At 36.2% G+C, this 15758-nt stretch carries 16 protein-coding genes and 1 pseudogene; 3 read left to right on the top strand and 14 right to left on the bottom strand.

All coding sequences use genetic code 11. The annotated features are described in order from the left end of the window. Positions 1-531: pseudogene (locus H1D32_RS07330) on the bottom strand (hypothetical protein); the annotation flags it as partial. Further along, on the bottom strand, positions 531-1220 hold the full coding sequence (locus H1D32_RS07325) for a response regulator transcription factor (RefSeq protein WP_261177590.1): 690 nt from the start codon (positions 1218-1220) through the stop codon (positions 531-533). The pseudogene H1D32_RS07330 and the gene H1D32_RS07325, both read right to left, overlap by 1 nt. Before the next feature lie 478 nt (positions 1221-1698). Here H1D32_RS07325 and H1D32_RS07320 point away from each other — a divergent pair, with 478 nt between their 5' ends. The 3 genes from H1D32_RS07320 to ald all read left to right on the top strand — a co-directional run bounded on the left by H1D32_RS07320 (position 1699) and on the right by ald (position 3534). Then, on the top strand, positions 1699-1929 hold the full coding sequence (locus H1D32_RS07320) for a thioredoxin family protein (RefSeq protein ID WP_261177589.1): 231 nt from the start codon (positions 1699-1701) through the stop codon (positions 1927-1929). 80 nt (positions 1930-2009) lie between these two features. Next, a complete protein-coding gene (locus H1D32_RS07315; RefSeq protein WP_261177588.1) occupies positions 2010-2222 on the top strand; it encodes a KTSC domain-containing protein in 213 nt (70 codons plus the stop codon). 187 nt (positions 2223-2409) lie between these two features. Then, positions 2410-3534 carry an alanine dehydrogenase gene (ald, locus tag H1D32_RS07310; RefSeq protein WP_261177587.1) on the top strand — a complete coding sequence of 375 codons (1125 nt, stop codon included), beginning with the start codon at positions 2410-2412 and terminating at the stop codon, positions 3532-3534. A gap of 59 nt (positions 3535-3593) precedes the next feature. Here the strand turns inward: ald and H1D32_RS07305 are convergent, their stop codons facing one another. From H1D32_RS07305 to H1D32_RS07250, 12 genes are all read right to left on the bottom strand, one after another. After that, positions 3594-4400, bottom strand: coding sequence for a rhodanese-like domain-containing protein (locus H1D32_RS07305; protein ID WP_261177586.1), 807 nt, complete (start codon positions 4398-4400; stop codon positions 3594-3596). A 54-nt stretch (positions 4401-4454) separates the two neighbouring features. Then, positions 4455-5702, bottom strand: a complete 1248-nt coding sequence (locus H1D32_RS07300; RefSeq protein ID WP_261177585.1) for a rhodanese-like domain-containing protein — start codon at positions 5700-5702, stop codon at positions 4455-4457. A gap of 8 nt (positions 5703-5710) precedes the next feature. Next, positions 5711-6346 (bottom strand): TorD/DmsD family molecular chaperone, encoded by a 636-nt coding sequence (locus tag H1D32_RS07295; protein ID WP_261177583.1) that lies wholly within the window; start codon positions 6344-6346, stop codon positions 5711-5713. A gap of 19 nt (positions 6347-6365) precedes the next feature. Next, the gene (gene nrfD / locus H1D32_RS07290; protein ID WP_261177582.1) at positions 6366-7052 is read right to left on the bottom strand and encodes an NrfD/PsrC family molybdoenzyme membrane anchor subunit; all 687 of its coding nucleotides are present in this window, start codon (positions 7050-7052) and stop codon (positions 6366-6368) included. A 32-nt stretch (positions 7053-7084) separates the two neighbouring features. Then, positions 7085-7543 carry an NrfD/PsrC family molybdoenzyme membrane anchor subunit gene (gene nrfD / locus H1D32_RS07285; protein ID WP_261177581.1) on the bottom strand — a complete coding sequence of 153 codons (459 nt, stop codon included), beginning with the start codon at positions 7541-7543 and terminating at the stop codon, positions 7085-7087. A gap of 18 nt (positions 7544-7561) precedes the next feature. Next, complete coding sequence (gene srrB / locus H1D32_RS07280) at positions 7562-8101, bottom strand: respiratory selenite reductase subunit SrrB (RefSeq protein WP_261177580.1); 540 nt, start codon at positions 8099-8101, stop codon at positions 7562-7564. Positions 8102-8103: 2 nt separating this feature from the next. Then, positions 8104-10308 carry a respiratory selenite reductase catalytic subunit SrrA gene (gene srrA / locus H1D32_RS07275; protein WP_261177579.1) on the bottom strand — a complete coding sequence of 735 codons (2205 nt, stop codon included), beginning with the start codon at positions 10306-10308 and terminating at the stop codon, positions 8104-8106. A gap of 27 nt (positions 10309-10335) precedes the next feature. Then, the gene (locus H1D32_RS07270; protein WP_261177577.1) at positions 10336-11415 is read right to left on the bottom strand and encodes a rhodanese-like domain-containing protein; all 1080 of its coding nucleotides are present in this window, start codon (positions 11413-11415) and stop codon (positions 10336-10338) included. 23 nt (positions 11416-11438) lie between these two features. After that, the gene (locus H1D32_RS07265) at positions 11439-12542 is read right to left on the bottom strand and encodes a 4Fe-4S dicluster domain-containing protein (protein WP_261177576.1); all 1104 of its coding nucleotides are present in this window, start codon (positions 12540-12542) and stop codon (positions 11439-11441) included. Positions 12543-12565: 23 nt separating this feature from the next. Beyond that, positions 12566-12754 (bottom strand): twin-arginine translocase TatA/TatE family subunit, encoded by a 189-nt coding sequence (locus H1D32_RS07260; RefSeq protein WP_261177574.1) that lies wholly within the window; start codon positions 12752-12754, stop codon positions 12566-12568. A 390-nt stretch (positions 12755-13144) separates the two neighbouring features. Then, on the bottom strand, positions 13145-14626 hold the full coding sequence (locus H1D32_RS07255) for a methyl-accepting chemotaxis protein (protein ID WP_261177573.1): 1482 nt from the start codon (positions 14624-14626) through the stop codon (positions 13145-13147). Between the two features lie 285 nt (positions 14627-14911). Further along, positions 14912-15733 (bottom strand): HAD family hydrolase, encoded by an 822-nt coding sequence (locus H1D32_RS07250; protein WP_261177572.1) that lies wholly within the window; start codon positions 15731-15733, stop codon positions 14912-14914. Positions 15734-15758 lie beyond the last annotated feature (25 nt).

The raw sequence follows: 15758 nt of genomic DNA, 5'->3' as shown, positions 1-15758 counted from the left end.
TAAGATCCATGTTCTTGTCGTTTGAAAAGGTTCAAATATCTCTGCAAGTGTTTTATATAAGAAAATAACCCCTAACAGACAACCCTCTTCATCAAGTAAAGGTACAGCTACTCCCATAATTGGCTTTTCAAATGAGGATTGTCTCCGTACTACCTTTATTGATTGTCCCGATTGTAGAATTTTGCTTTCTTCTAAGGTAATTAATTTGTCTGATTTCCCCGCACCAGGTTCGTTTCCTAGCAGAAATTGTAGGTTATCTGCAAATAAGACATTTGCCTCTGCACAACGGTTCATCCATTCAACTCGATCAATAAATTCTTCCATTGTGGTTTCATCATCAAAATATAGTTCCGTTAACAGATCCCCACGGGCGATTAATAAGTCGATTTGTTTGTCTATATAAAAGCGCTCATATAGGTAATTTGTTAAAAATAGAACCCCAACCAAACTAACGATGATAACAGAAGTGACTAAAATCCATGTTTTTTGTCGTAATGATAATGGATTTTTCAGTATCTTATTCATTCTCACTAGTGCTCAACCCCGAAACTGTATCCAATGCCATAAACCGTTTTTACCATTTTCCCATATTCACCCAACTTATAGCGAAGGGTTTTAATATGGGTGTCTACAGTTCTCAGTGTTCCTTTCTGATACTCCATACCCCAAACATGGTCCAGTAGTTGTTCACGACTAAAGACTTGATTAGACTGTTTCGCAAAAAAGAGCAAGAGATCATACTCTTTCCTTGTTAAGTCCACAATTTGTCCTTCTAACATGACTTTCCTACCTTTTAAGTTAATGGTTAATGCTCCCATTTGGATCATTGATTCCTGTTTCGTATTTAAATCATATGTTCTGCGAAACATTGCTTCAATCCTAACTAAAAGCTCTTTTGGACTAAAAGGCTTAACTATATAATCATCTGCCCCAATTTTTATGCCATGAATTCGATCACGTTCATCACTTTTCGCTGTCAGCATGATTATTGGCACATTGGAAATACTTCGTATCTTTGCACACGTTGAAAACCCATCTAAATATGGCATTAATACATCAAGAATAACTAGATCGACCTTTTCTTTTTCTAATAAGGATAAAGCTTGTAACCCATCTTCAGCCCTTATAACGGAGTAGCCTTCTTTTATTAAATATGAACAAACTAAATCTAAGATCTCCTTCTCATCATCAGCGACTAAAATTCGAAAGGTTTGTTTCATTTAGGACACCTCTTTTTCTCACGAAATAATACCCCATACACTATTTTAATTTTAGTTGATATATACTCAATTGTGGATATTTTCTACAAAGTGTCTCAGAATTGTCAAAAGCTAGCGTCGATTTTGTGAAAAAATAAACTCTCTTTTCTAAAAGCTTGTTGCTATTAGCTTTTAGGTCGTAATCAAGCGAATGCTTGGTTCTTCACGCTTTGCGTGAAGCTTTTGAGAATAAATAAGCCATTGGGACAAAAAAAATTTCCCAAAAAGCTTATTTATTCTCAAAAGACGACCTAAAAGCACCAAAGTTTATGAAAACAGCAAAAATAAAAACACTAATCAAGATAATGCCATTTAATAAAATTATTGTCGTTTAAACCAGAAATATATAGCATTTCACAGGATTGTAAGAATATAAAAATGAATAGTTGAAAAATTCGTATATTATATAAGTAAGAGATTGTCTATAGGAGGGGTAGCTATGGAAATTAAGCTTCTTGTAGCAACATGTATTAATAGCAAACTATTTGAAAAAAGAGTGTTAGAAGTTGTAGAAGCAAAAGGTATCTATGCAGATATTGAGAAAATTGACTACCTTCCAGATGCTATTAAATATGGTGTTATCTATACACCAGCTTTGGTTGTGAATGGAAAAGTAGTGTCAAGTGGAAAAGTTTTATCCACAGAGGAAATTAGTCGCTTAATCCATTAATTTGTAAATAAAATGTTTCACAAGAACACAATTGGGAATAGTAAAACTAAATGTGGCTTACTATGAAAGGGAGTGAGATCTTGGAAACGACAAATTTTAATTCTCAACATATTGATTCGGCAACCTATGATGACATCACTCATGCGCTTTATGTACGCTTTAAAAGTGGTGACTACTTCGTTTACTATGATGTAATGCCTATTGATTATGTTGGTTTTCTTTCAACTGAAGATCATAGCAAATACGTACTCGAACGCCTAGACAGAAAATATGATAAAAGAAAACTTCACTAACATTTCTTAGGAGCTACAACACGTCTTGTTAAACCTCAATGGTTTAGGTAAAAACGTGAGTCAGCTCCTTATTATGTTTGTTTGTCGTCTTTTCTTTTCGTTTTTAAAAATTATATTGCTTAACGGTAGGTAAACAAACTATACTAAAACTGGTGCTAAATTTAATTGGAGAAAGAGGGATTTACAGATGATTATCGGTGTACCTAAAGAGATAAAAAATAATGAAAATCGTGTGGCTATCACTCCAGCAGGTGTTATTTCTTTTGTTGGATCTGGTCATCAAGTCTATGTTGAAACAAATGCAGGTATTGGAAGCGGTTTCACAAATGAAGACTTTATTGAGGCTGGTGCAACAATTTTAGAAAGTGCTGCTGATGTTTGGAATAAAGCTGACATGGTAATGAAGGTAAAAGAACCTCTGCCAACAGAATATGACTATTTCCGTGAAGGATTAATTTTATTTACATACTTACATTTAGCCGCTGAACCTGAGCTTGCAAAAGCCCTAACTACTAAAGGTGTGATTGCGATTGCCTATGAAACTGTAGAAGTCAATCGTACATTACCTTTATTAACTCCTATGAGTGAAGTAGCAGGTCGAATGGCTTCACAAATTGGGGCTCAATTCTTAGAAAAACCTAAAGGTGGAAAAGGGATTTTATTAGCTGGAGTTCCTGGGGTGAAAAGAGGAAAAGTAACTGTTATTGGTGGTGGCGTTGTAGGAACAAACGCTGCAAAAATTGCAATGGGTCTTGGAGCTGATGTTACGATTATCGACTTGAGCCCTGAGCGCTTACGTTATCTTGATGACATTTTCGGAAGCAGCATTAATACGTTAATGTCTAACCCACTAAATATTGCTGAGGCAGTACGCGAGTCTGATCTTGTGATCGGTGCTGTATTAATTCCAGGAGCAAAAGCACCGAAGCTTGTTTCTGAAGAAATGATAAAAACAATGTCACCTGGATCCGTTGTTGTCGATGTAGCGATTGACCAGGGTGGTATTTTTGAAACAGTTGATCGTATTACAACTCACAGTGAACCTACGTACGAAAAGCACGGAGTCGTTCATTATGCTGTTGCTAATATGCCTGGTGCCGTTCCACGCACATCGACAATTGCCTTGACAAATGTAACTATTCCTTATGCATTACAAATTGCAAATAAAGGTGTTTACACGGCAGTAGTTGAAAATAAATCATTAGAGCTTGGTGTGAACGTTGCAAATGGTTCAATCACGTATGAAGCAGTAGCTAGAGACTTAGGCTACGAGTACGTTCCAGTTCAAGAAGCGCTTCATATTCGTATTTAAGATTATAAAAACGAATGAAAGAGAAAAACTCTTTTCATTCGTTTTTTTCTACCCAAGTGTTAATGTACAACTTTTCCCGTCCATCCAGCCATTCCACCTTCATTGCCAGAAACATTAGTAACGTATTTGTACCCATTTTCTAAGAGTACACCTGCCGCTTGCATACTTCTATTAACCGTACGACAGATAATGATAATTTCTTTATCTTTTGGTAATTCTACGAATCTTTCTCCCAACTCACTTAGTGGAAAATTGATAAACCCTTCAATGAAACCCGTAATATACTCAGACTCTTCTCTAACATCAATATAGACTGCGCCATCATTTGTTTGTTGGGATACTTTCATACGACCCTCTAACTCATATACTGGTAGATGATTTACACCTTCAATACTTGCATTCCAGCCACGAAACCCTCCAGATAAACTCACTGCGTTGTAGCCCACGAAATTCAATAGCGCTGATGCTTGAGCTGCACTTTGCCCCGTATCACATACTACAAGGACCCGCTTGTTCTTAGGAATTACATCTAGTTGGTTAGAGATCTCTTTTCGAGGAATATTCACAGCCATTGGTAAGTGTCCATTCTCGTACTGTTCTTTATCTCTAATGTCGATTATATAAAACGTTGATAAGACATCTCTTACTTCCTCGGCTTTCATAATAAATTTCCCCTCTGGGTAGGAATGATAAAATTGCTTCAACCTCATTGATAGTAACAAACTCATCTCTTCACTAGATAATTCTTGAGCTATTGCTTCATTTTCAATGGGATACTCAGACTCTTGGTCTGATTCTGTTTCTATAGTTGAACAACCACTTAAAAATATATTCAAGGACAATAGAATAACATAAAATATTCTCATTTCACCGCCTCCAATTTAAAAAGCGAGTGGTTTTAAATCCACTCGCTTTCTTTTTTAAAACCCATACGTTCCGTCTGCGTTTACTTTAATCGCATTATTTAAATAAAAAGTGTTAGGGTAACCTAAATCTGCAACTTTTTCTACGACTCCTGCCGCACGTGCACCAGACGCACAGTGAATAAGAATGGTCGTATTCTTATCAGCAGGTAACTTTCCTGCGATTGCTTTTGGATCAGCATTAATTTGGCTATCTGGAATATGGATCGAGCCTAGAATTGCACCACCAGCACGTTCTCCATCACTACGTACATCTAGAACGACAACGTTTGCACCTTTGATTTTTTCATCAAAAGCAGTAGGGGTTAACGAACGATCAACTTTTCCGGCTGCTACATCAAAACTTCCACCAGCGCTCTCGAGGCCAAATGTTGGAAGACCAGCTTTCTTCCAGGCAGGCATACCACCTGCAAGAACTTTTACATTTGTATATCCTTCTTTTACTAGAGCCTCTGCAAAGTGATGACTCTTATGACAGAAGAAACCTCCACAATACACTACGATATCGGTATTTTTATCCCTTGGGATAAGCGATTGATATTTCGCGAACTCGTTATCATCAACAAAAATGGCTCCAGGAATATGCTCATTAAAGTATGCTGAATATGTTCGTGAATCTAGAATAAGAAATGGCAGTGCATCTTCTTTTGTAACATATGTTTCCATAATTAAGCTTTCTACATATTTCTCTGTAACAACGAAATAGTTCCCGAAACTTTTCCAAAATGGCGTCCCTTCTTGATACACCCATACATTTGTATAGCCTAAAGCAAGTGCTTTGTTCGCAGATGCAGGGCTTAAGTGACAATGCAAACCTCCACAATAGAAAATAAGCATTTTATCTTTATTTTCCGGTAATAAATGTGCAAGGGTATCAAACTCTCCATCTGGAATGTTAATCGCACCATTTATATGCCCGGTGTTATAAACTGGGGGAGGTCTTGAGTCAATTAGAACAAAATCCCATTCAGGCATATATTGTTCATACGCTGTTCGCTCTGTACTTGTTGGCATAACTCCTGACATTAATGCCATTAATTCTGGGGTATCAATATAATTTAAATGATCTTCTAGCTCGACCGATTCAGGGCCTTCACTTTTTTCCGCTTCTACTATATATATAGATAAATCAGTTTCAGCGCTTACGATTTCCACTTTATCTACAGCTACTTCACTTACACTTGTACAGCCCGTTGTAATGAAAAGGACAAAAAACAATGAAGTTAACAATACTTTTATATACACGAGAAGTTTCACTCCTTTCTAGTATCGAAAATAGATCTTGTAATATTTTGTAAAAACAGTTGTAATAGCCTTGTTGCATGTGAATAGAAATCACTAACCTCTATCTTTTTAAGCTCATTATGAAAGTCGTCAAGCCAATCTAAATGATCATCAATGAATTGATAGATTACCTCTTGATTACTAGTTTCAAGCAAATATGCTAAGAATTCAAGCTGTAAAGTTAGATGGTCAGGCATATTTTCATACCCGTTTGGTACTTCAATTTGAAATTGCTTATATAAGTATTGCATGTGTAAAGCTGGATCTCCCATTAAATATCCCTTACTTTTTGCAATTGAGACTTGAGCTGTTTCATCTGTTGTCCATACTTTATAAACAGACTCAATAGGTGGGGCAAACGGCTGTTTCAATCCAGAGAATAAATCCATATATTGTTGTTGCAAGTTCTCTTTTGAGAGGCACTTTCCTTTTAAATCAGCAATAATGTCAAACTGGAGATTGGAGAATAAAGATTTTAATCCTTCATCTACATGACCAGCGCTTACTTCCTCATAAAAATCTTGGGTGGGGTATTTAAATAGTTCTGCGAAAGTGTATATGATTTTTTGAAGTTCTTCTTGTTCATGTATTTTATTTATCATCATCTTCATTCTCCTTTATTAATTATGCCTTTGTAACTCTCAGTGTTTGTACTGACAGTTCTTTTTCCTCATCCTCATGAACGATGGTTTGCAGGTTCCACAACTTTTCTCCAACTAAGTAGAGTAGGATTGTGCCACCGATCGCTCCAAATATGATTGCCCATTCTGACCATGTAATTGAAAATGTTCGGTACATTTCCACTTGCATACCTTTAACCATTTCAAGTGGGATCATCTGACCTACAAAGAGAAGGTCTAAACGCATAAAGAAAATTCCAATTACAACTAAAATAGCCGCAGTAAAAACACGAGATGGCTTAAATCCATTTGATAAAGATAAAAGTAAGATTGGTACAATCATCCCTAATCCGATCTGAAATACCCAAAACGATATTGCAAATGGTCCTGTTAAAGTAATCATAACTGCTTCATACTTACCAGGGACGGCACCATATAGGCCTGTAAGGATCTTCCATGTTGTAAAGAATAATGTAATTCCAATAAAGAATAAGAGAAGCTTCCCTAAACTAGCTACAATATGATCGCCACGGAAGTAAAGTGTTTCATCTTTTTTCACTTTTGATACGATAAAGTACATGATTGAAAGTAAAGCAGCACCTGATAATAATGCTGATAAGATAAAGTAGATTGATAAATACGGCCCATTCCAATATGGTCTAGCATTTAAAAATCCGAAAACAGCGCCCAAGTTACTATGAGCAGCAATTGCCGAAATTAATACTAGCAGCCCAAAAAAGTAGACTTTTTGTGGTCATCTTTGATCATATAGAATAACTCAAAACATAGTAAGACAAGATAGACACCATATAACAATCCCATCCAAAAAATCGCTGATGAAAAATTTGGTGTAAACAACAAATGGATCATGTTTAATGGGTTTCCTAACTCAAGTGCAATAACAGCAAATCCCATTAATAATGTAATAATTGACCCTAACACAGCACGTTTCCCAATCACTTCAAATCTCTTAAATTTAAAAACGTGACCTAATGACGAAACTAATGATAACCCTGTAGAAGATACAACAAAAAATACATATGCTGCCAGTAACGCACCCCATGGTACATAATTCGTCGTTCCCATTACTTCTTCACCATGAAGAATGACATTTATGGCACCAGCGACACCAACAATAATTAAAATACTCGAGATAATAATCCAAACTTTACGATTTAACAACAAAAGAATCACCTCTCTTTACTTTTTCACATAATAAATTCGTGGTTTCGTTCCTTTTTCAGGAATTAGTTGATAAGTACTAGTTGTTGCTAATTTTTTACTTAGTTCACTATTTGGATCTTCTAAATCCCCAAGTAATCGAACCTCATTCATACAAGTACTAGAGCAAGGAGGCTGTTCCCCTTTTGATAAAATCTCAGGGCACCAACGACATTTTTCCGGCACACGGCTATGGTTTAATTGTCTAGCATCATAAGGACAAGCAGTCATACAGTACTTACAACCGATACATTTATTGGCATCAACTAAAACAATTCCATCTTCACGTTTGTAGGTAGCCTGAGTTGGACATACAAGAGCACATGGAGGATTGTCACAGTGCATACACTGCAGTGGAACAATCTCCATTTTCACATTTGGATAGGTTCCTTTTTCAACAAATTCCAAACGGTTGTAATTAACCTCAAGTTCTAATTGATTATGCTGACTACAAGCAATGCTACAGGCACTACATCCAGTACATTTTGTTGCATCTATTAACAAACCGTATCTAGCCATAATTAGTTAGACTCCTTTCTTACCGTAACAACTACTTCCTGTGACATCGTTGTTCCTGAGTAAGGCTCGACCATCGAAGGAATGAAATCATTGTAGTTAACACCGACATTATAAGCTGTTTCTAATTTCTTTGAAAAACCACCGTATGCTGAAGGAATCCACACTGCTTCTGGGTGAATAAACTCAGTTACTCTTACTTTGACTTTCTTTTTCGCAATATCAGACTCTACAAAGACTGTATCACCATTTATAATTCCTAATTCATTCGCTCGTTTGGTATTAATCCACATTGAAGTACCATCATACTTCTCAGTAATTGCCATTAATTCAGGATTATTACTTGTTACATGGTGTGAATGCCATGGACATTTACCGTGAATTAAGCGGAACTCTTCTTTATTGTCTGGATTCGGCATAACCATTGGTGGAATCCACGTAGGTACACCCATTTTTCCGTCCAGCCTAAATAAATCAATTGAAAATTCAATTTTACCTGTATACGTTCCTAATGCTGGTTTACCTTTATTTTCAGGAAACACTGGCTTAACAGTTGCAGGGAATTCAATCGTTCCTGCTTGTTTCAATCGCTCAGGTGTAATTCCTAGTGGTTCTACAGCGGCAGCTATTTGGTCTTCAACTGTATAATCGTACAAGTAGTAGCCCATTTCATTTGAGATACCTCTCATTATGTCAAGAAGTGGTTTTGTGTCAAACAATCTATTAACTACCTTTTGACGAATAGATACTTGTGGATGATCATGCGATATGTGACCATTTACATTTGTTGGTGCCTCAGTTCTTTCTAGATAATAATCTTCTGGTAAAATATAATCCGCTGCATAGACACTTGTTTCATTCCAATCAACGTTAATTGAAATGACTAGTTCAGCATCTTTCATTTTCTTTTGGTATTCAGGATCTGGAGCATTTCTTACCGGGTTAAAGTGGTAGACAAATAGTGCTTTTAATTTTCCTGCTTCTATCGCATCAGGAACACGGTGTGCAATGCCTCGACCTGGTTCAACAGTTAAGAATTCTCCTTCTACACCAGCACCATCAATTCTTGGACCTTTTTCTGGATGAAACTGATCAGGAATTTGTAATGAACCAAGTGGAGCATTAGCATTTGGCATCAAGCCACCACGCTTATAGAAATTTCCTAATAAAGCATTCACAATAACGCCCATTTGCGCAGTTTGCGTACTGTTGATATAGTGACAGTGTAGACCATGCCAGCCTGGCTCTATAAAGGCTTGAGGAGCATGTTTGGCTAAATCACGAGCAATCTCGCGAATTTTTTCAACTGGTATTCCTGAAATCTCAGCTGCCCATTCAGGTGTATATTTTTTATTCACTCTCCAAAATTCATCAAAACCTTCAACATACTTATCTACAAAAGCTTTATCATAAAGTTTCTCTGTAATAAGAACATGAGCTAACCCTAAACGGAACGCTAAGTCCGTTCCAGGACGGATCGGGATCCACTCATCTGCAATCTTTGCAATTTCAGAATAGCGCGGGTCAATAACAACAATTTTCGCTCCATTTTCCTTTGCCTTTGTAATTTGGTTCATTCCGTGTGGAATAATCGCCCCAGCAAAGTTACGGCCTTCAAAAATCATATACTTTGAATTCTCATGATCCCCATTTAGTGAGCCACCGGCCATGTGATGCCATGCATTTGTTTTTGAAGAAAAACAAGTAGAATAATGAGTAACGTAATTGGATGAACCAATTACATCTAAAAATTGGTCAGCATAAAACTTACCACGAACCCCATGCTCTAGCCACATTACGGAGTTCCCACCATGTGTATTTATAATTCCTTGAAGCTTCTCACCAATTTCTTTAAACGCTTGGTCCCACGAAATAGGTTCAAATGTTTCTTCACCAGTTCGTTTCATCGGCCCAGTTACTCGTCCTTTACCGTACAAATCTGCAGCCATTCCATGTCCTCTTGCACATAAACGCCCTCTAGATTTTATATGGATGGGGTGACCTTCAATTTTCCATAAGCGGTCATTTTTTATATGGGCAAACAGTCCGCACATACTCGCGCACCCATTACATGTAGTGGGTATTTTCTTCACAGGAGCCTCTGAAGCTACTTGTTTATAATCATTAAAACCAAAGTACAACGGAACAGCACTCATTACTGCTGTTGCAGCTGATGCTTTTAAAAATGTACGTCTTTGCATTTTTAACATTTTCATTCTCCTTTCTCATTAGCTATTCTAGCTACAGCTAGCCTCTGCCCCTTCACCTTCAAGGTTGTAATTTAATTTTTCTATTGGGTATTTCCCTAACGAATTGACAGGAATTCCATTTGTTCCAGTGACTGATTGGTCTGAAGTCCAAACACGCATTCCTGAATGTAATGGTATAGCGTTGTACCCAAGCTGATTTAATACGCGATTGGCAATACTAGCATCTGTTGCACTGTAACCGATAATAATAATTTGTTTATCAGTTGGAAGTTTTGCTAAGTTATCTTTACTAGCTAAAGTTTCCACTGGAATATTTACTGCATATTCTAAATGTCCATTTTGATAATGACTTTCTTGCCGAATATCAAGTAAGAACACGTCTGTTGCATTCTCTTCAATTTTTTCTAATACCTTTGGAGCAGGAATTACGGCTCCTTTTCCAGAAGTCAAATATTTCTTTGATTGAGCCAAAATTAATTCATTAATATTTGTTGCTTCCTGCGCTTCAATATTAGGTAATGCATTTGTTCCATCAGCTGGAAAATTGGTCTTTACTACTTCAAATTCAAAAGCTTGCTTAACAAACGCTGCTCCTAACCCTTCTGCAGTTGTCCAACCACCCATCCCATATTCCATGGGAATGGCGTTGTAACCTAACATGTTCCACAAGGCTGCTGTTTGACTTGCTGTATGTCCCGAGTAACAGACAACGATCAGCTTCTTATCTTTGGGCAGATTTTGAATTTGGTTTTGATCAGCTGTCACACCATAAGGAATGTTTATTGAGCCACCAATATTTCCAGCTGCAAATGCTTCTGTTTCCCTGACATCAACAATCAGGAAATCTTCCTCTGATCCAAAAACTATTTTGTCATATACTTCCCCAGGCATAATTGACTCGAAACTGGTATTCTTCAAATATTCTTCAGAAACTTGTTGTAAAAGCTCAAATGAGTCAGATTCAAGTTGTACTACAGGAGCTTCAACTTTTTCCTTGCCTGGTCCGATATTATCAATTGTTACGTTATTATCGGAACAAGCGCTTAGGGTAAACACAGCTGCAATACTGCTTAATAAGATTAAGAATTTCTTTTGATAAACTTTCATTTTTTCACCTCTCCTATCTTTAATCATTCTGTTGTAAAAAATCGCATAGGATCTTTTGAGCTTTTCGCCTCACAAAAGAAACAAAGTTGCTCATGATCTTTTATTGTTTTGAAAGTTTCACCACATTCTCTACAAATCTTTATTTCCATTGCTATTAGTTGACTAGGAATTTCATCGTCATAGTGCGTTCGTTCTGAAATCGCTAAAGCTTTTTGCGGACACGCAAGGCATTTAGAACAATGGATACAAGAATTTGGTTCAAACATTAAATAACTGATTCCAGGTTCATCCTTCCAAAAAAGTGCATTTGTTGGACAAATTCTTTCACAAACGTTACAACCATTACATTCTTCATTGACTTTAATAGAGAATAAAAAACTCGATATTTTAGAAGACGTTTTGTTAATTCTAGACCCCGCTCTATTTCTTGACTGATCTAAGATTTTTTTCTTTAAATGCATTCGTTCTATAATACTTAAAGTTTGTTCATCTTTTTCTGATATCGTCTCTCGATTGAGAAGCAATTCTTTTATGTTAGCCAAGGAAAACTTTTTAAGCAGATCTCTTCTAGAAACGGCATCAACAATTTGTTCAATGCTATCTTCTGGCATTTGATATTTTGCTTTAATCAATATACTAATTCCTAAACGCTCTAATTCTCTTTCAAGGTTTTTAAAGTGGATTATAATTCTTTCTTCATTCGACTTTTTGCAAGTTTGACAATGACCAGTATATATGTGAAGTTCTTCACGTTTGTCAGCGTACTGACTTAATAGAGGAGCATCTAAAAATAGTAAACATGGCACTTTAATTCCTCGGTTAACTTCTTCAACTTGGTCGCACGTGATATCTGTGAATGGAAAATCGTTAACATATTCAGAAATTTTCCCATAAGGTTTGCGAATATGATCGATAGCATTTACTGGACACTCACTAACACATGCACAACAATCAATACATTTTTTAGCAATGATGGTAGGTATTTGATTTTGTAATGAGATCGCTTCTTCACTGCAACAGTCGATGCATAGTCGGCAAGCTACTGTTTTATTTCGAAAGTTTTTACATGCTTCTTCATACACCTCTACTACATCTGTTGACAACAAATTACGAATAGCTGAACTCACTTAACCCCCTCCTTATACCAAACTTACTCTTTGTTGTCTTTTAATGTACTCGTGACGTCAACATCCTCCTTAAGCTCTTTCGTTGCTTGCTTAAATTCTTTCAATGTATTACCTACTGCTCTTCCGATTTCAGGCAACTTTTTCGGACCAAAAATGATAAGTGCAATAACAAGAATTAATACTAAGCCTGGAATTCCAATATTTGAAAACAAGCATATCCCCCCTCGATCGTTAAATGGATAATTCGAAGGCAATCTCCTGTTTGTTTGGGATGCCTTCTCTTTACATTCAGTTTAGTTTCAGATTGTGAAGTCAGCATGAAATCTAATTGATACTTATGTGAACATATACACTGCAGTGTATAAAGGCTAGCTACTTAATTTTAGTTAAACACTAACAGCTGTCTAGCTTCTTGAAGGTTGAATATACGAAAAGCTATTAGAGTTATTTGAACTGGATACCAAGAACAACCTTGAATTAATCCCTTTGCGACATCTACCACAGGAGCAGATAGACCCAGAAGGTAGCATTAAGTATTAAAAACGGTCTTCATATCTAACAAAAAAAACACTGCACCCTCAGAGGATACAGTGTTTGAAAATTTACTTTGTTTCATCGACTAGGTTTTGCAACTGCTTTGTTAGGCTGTCTAACTCTTCAAAAGAATTCATAATTGTATTAATACGACTATGCTGTTCTTCAACATGTGCTAAAATTTCTTCTGTTTGTGCACTCGAATGTTGTGTAACTTGAGAAACAGAGGAAATCTCTTGACCAATCTGGGCTGAAGCTTCTTCTAGTTGGAATAACATCAATTTAACATTTTTAGCTTCATCGGCAACCTTAACTGTATTAGCTAGGATTATCTCAAAATTGCCTTTCGTTTTGTCAGTGGCTAAAATACTAGCGACAACGGATTGTTCACCAGCTTCAATCTGCTTTGTCACTTGAGATGTCTTCTCTTGGATTTCAGTTAAAATTTGACTAATTTCAACGGTAGAATTTTGTGAACTCTCTGCTAATTTCCGTACCTCTGCTGCGACAACGGCAAACCCTTTACCATGCTCACCAGCTCTTGCAGCTTCAATTGCAGCATTTAATGCTAAGAGATTGGTTTGATTTGATATATCGCTAATTGATGAAAGTATAGCTCCAATATGATTCGTTTGATCATTTAATTCCTTAATCAACTGACTAGCAGCACTAATTACTTCATTCACTTGTGACATATCGGAAGAAAGTTTAATAACGTAATCGTTACCTTTCGTGGTAATGTCTCTTGTTTCGGCTGAAAGAGTCCCCATCTGTGTCGAAATTCTTGACACTCTTGACACCACATCATTTGTTTCGTTCACCGAGCCCGTCATTTCTCCAACACTTGCTGCTTGTGCTTCTACACCTCTAGTTACTTCTGCAAAAGCGGTTGTTATTTCATTTGAAATTGTTGCTGTTGCACCTATGTTTCCTTTTAAGTTCTCACTAAAGTTAGTAATCACTTGAACAGAACGAGTAACTTCTTTCAAAAGTTGATCAACTTTCTTTTTATCTGCTTTCATCTCAGCATGTTGTTGATCCATTTGCTTTTGCATCTTTTCACCGATACGTGCTTGAGAGATTAACACACCTGTAATGATTATATACATGACATTCATTGATAGAAAAACCTTATAATCTACTCCGAAAAACATTTCATCCTGAAAAGTCCAAAAAAAGTAGTTTGATAAGATTAAGCCCGAGATTGCAGCAGAAGCAATCGAACGATAGTTATGGTATAAAGTCATAAAAGCTACTGCAACGTATATCATTAAGTAATTTGATAGTTTTGGAGAAGTAGATACCATCACATAAATTAAAATACTGAAACCCACAACGACTACATATTGAATATATTGTACAGAAAGTTTTTTATAAGTCATAAAGGTAATTGTTCCTATAGCCAGAACACCTGTTACGCTAAATGCAATAATCCCATTGAGAGGTACTTGAGCTAAAATGTTACTAGCAAGTCCAAGAATAAATGCAGACCATAATAATTTTGTAAGTAGCTTATTGCGATCTTGAATGACTTGTAAATGTTCTTCCATATTCCCCTTCTCTCCCTTTAACAAAGATTTTTCCCTTTATAATATGTAAGTGTTCCTCTTGAGACTATTGTAGTCTGATACAAATAGATCCAATTGGTAATCTTGTTATGTAAGAGTCTCCTACTATAATCAACCAATAAAAACCACTAAATTAAAGTTACCATAAAATTCAAAAATATAGTATTATTTTTTCGAAATTTGTCAAATATAGGCCTTTACATCAAATTTTTAAACAAGAAAAGCTAATTAATAGAGAAATTCCTCCTGTTAATCAGCTCTAATCAATTAAAACAAATCCCCTAAACTCCTTACAACTTTTAACTGACTATGTTGAAGCTCTTTTTCAAGTGGATCTATGTAAATTCCTTTCATCCCTAATTGTATTGCTGGTGCAATTTCATTAATAAAGTTATCTCCGATGGAAACAACTTCTTCTGGAGATACTGCATATTGCTTCATTAATTTTTTGAAAATCTCAACTGTCCGTGATGGTTTTTTAGCTGACGTAACAACATGTTCAAAAGCTTCATCTAAATTTAATTCCTTTAGTAACCTACCTACATCGTCAATATCACTATTGGTTACAAGGACGATCTTTTTTGATTCTTTTAATAACATGAGCCCTTCCCTTACTCCTGGTATTTCTTCCAATTCAAATTTTTCAGTCACCATATATTCTTTTGTCTCAACATATCGCGGATAACAATCTTTGATACCGTAGTGCTTAGCCACTACAAATGGTAGCCACCAGCCATCGCCAATAGCAATCATTGATTCAAAATCGAAGGAAACCAAATTGCTATAAACATCTATTCGTTTTTCATCCGTCCATTTTTCTCCATTCCACTTCTCCACTTTAACAACCCTTAATGTAAATGGGTCTAGGGTTAAAACCGTATCTCGTTCAACATCGTATGCTTTGCCAATTTTTACTGGGTGACTTCCTCCCTTTATTTTTTCATAATCACTTTTGAATGCTTCTTTATTTTCTTTAGCTACATCTAATAAAAGACGTTCGGCATAATAATCAAAATGATCAGTACCTTCATATAAAGTTCCATCTAAATCAAATATAAATAACTTGCTATGTTCAAACATTTCGTCCATTATCTTCGGACACAACCTTTCTCAA

Origin of the sequence: Anaerobacillus sp. CMMVII (assembly GCF_025377685.1) — a bacterium.
Classification (GTDB): Bacteria; Bacillota; Bacilli; order Bacillales; family Anaerobacillaceae; genus Anaerobacillus.
This window is presented reverse-complemented; position numbering and strand designations above follow the sequence as displayed.

Bases quoted from the DNA above. Each gene is read 5' to 3' on its own strand.
- H1D32_RS07325 (WP_261177590.1), bottom strand. From the start codon at position 1,220: ATGAAACAAACCTTTCGAATTTTAGTCGCTGATGATGAGAAGGAGATC.
- H1D32_RS07320 (WP_261177589.1), top strand. From the start codon at position 1,699: ATGGAAATTAAGCTTCTTGTAGCAACATGTATTAATAGCAAACTATTT.
- ald (WP_261177587.1), top strand. From the start codon at position 2,410: ATGATTATCGGTGTACCTAAAGAGATAAAAAATAATGAAAATCGTGTG.
- H1D32_RS07305 (WP_261177586.1), bottom strand. From the start codon at position 4,400: ATGAGAATATTTTATGTTATTCTATTGTCCTTGAATATATTTTTAAGT.
- H1D32_RS07295 (WP_261177583.1), bottom strand. From the start codon at position 6,346: ATGATGATAAATAAAATACATGAACAAGAAGAACTTCAAAAAATCATA.
- srrB (WP_261177580.1), bottom strand. From the start codon at position 8,101: ATGGCTAGATACGGTTTGTTAATAGATGCAACAAAATGTACTGGATGT.
- srrA (WP_261177579.1), bottom strand. From the start codon at position 10,308: ATGTTAAAAATGCAAAGACGTACATTTTTAAAAGCATCAGCTGCAACA.
- H1D32_RS07270 (WP_261177577.1), bottom strand. From the start codon at position 11,415: ATGAAAGTTTATCAAAAGAAATTCTTAATCTTATTAAGCAGTATTGCA.
- H1D32_RS07255 (WP_261177573.1), bottom strand. From the start codon at position 14,626: ATGGAAGAACATTTACAAGTCATTCAAGATCGCAATAAGCTACTTACA.
- H1D32_RS07250 (WP_261177572.1), bottom strand. From the start codon at position 15,733: ATGGACGAAATGTTTGAACATAGCAAGTTATTTATATTTGATTTAGAT.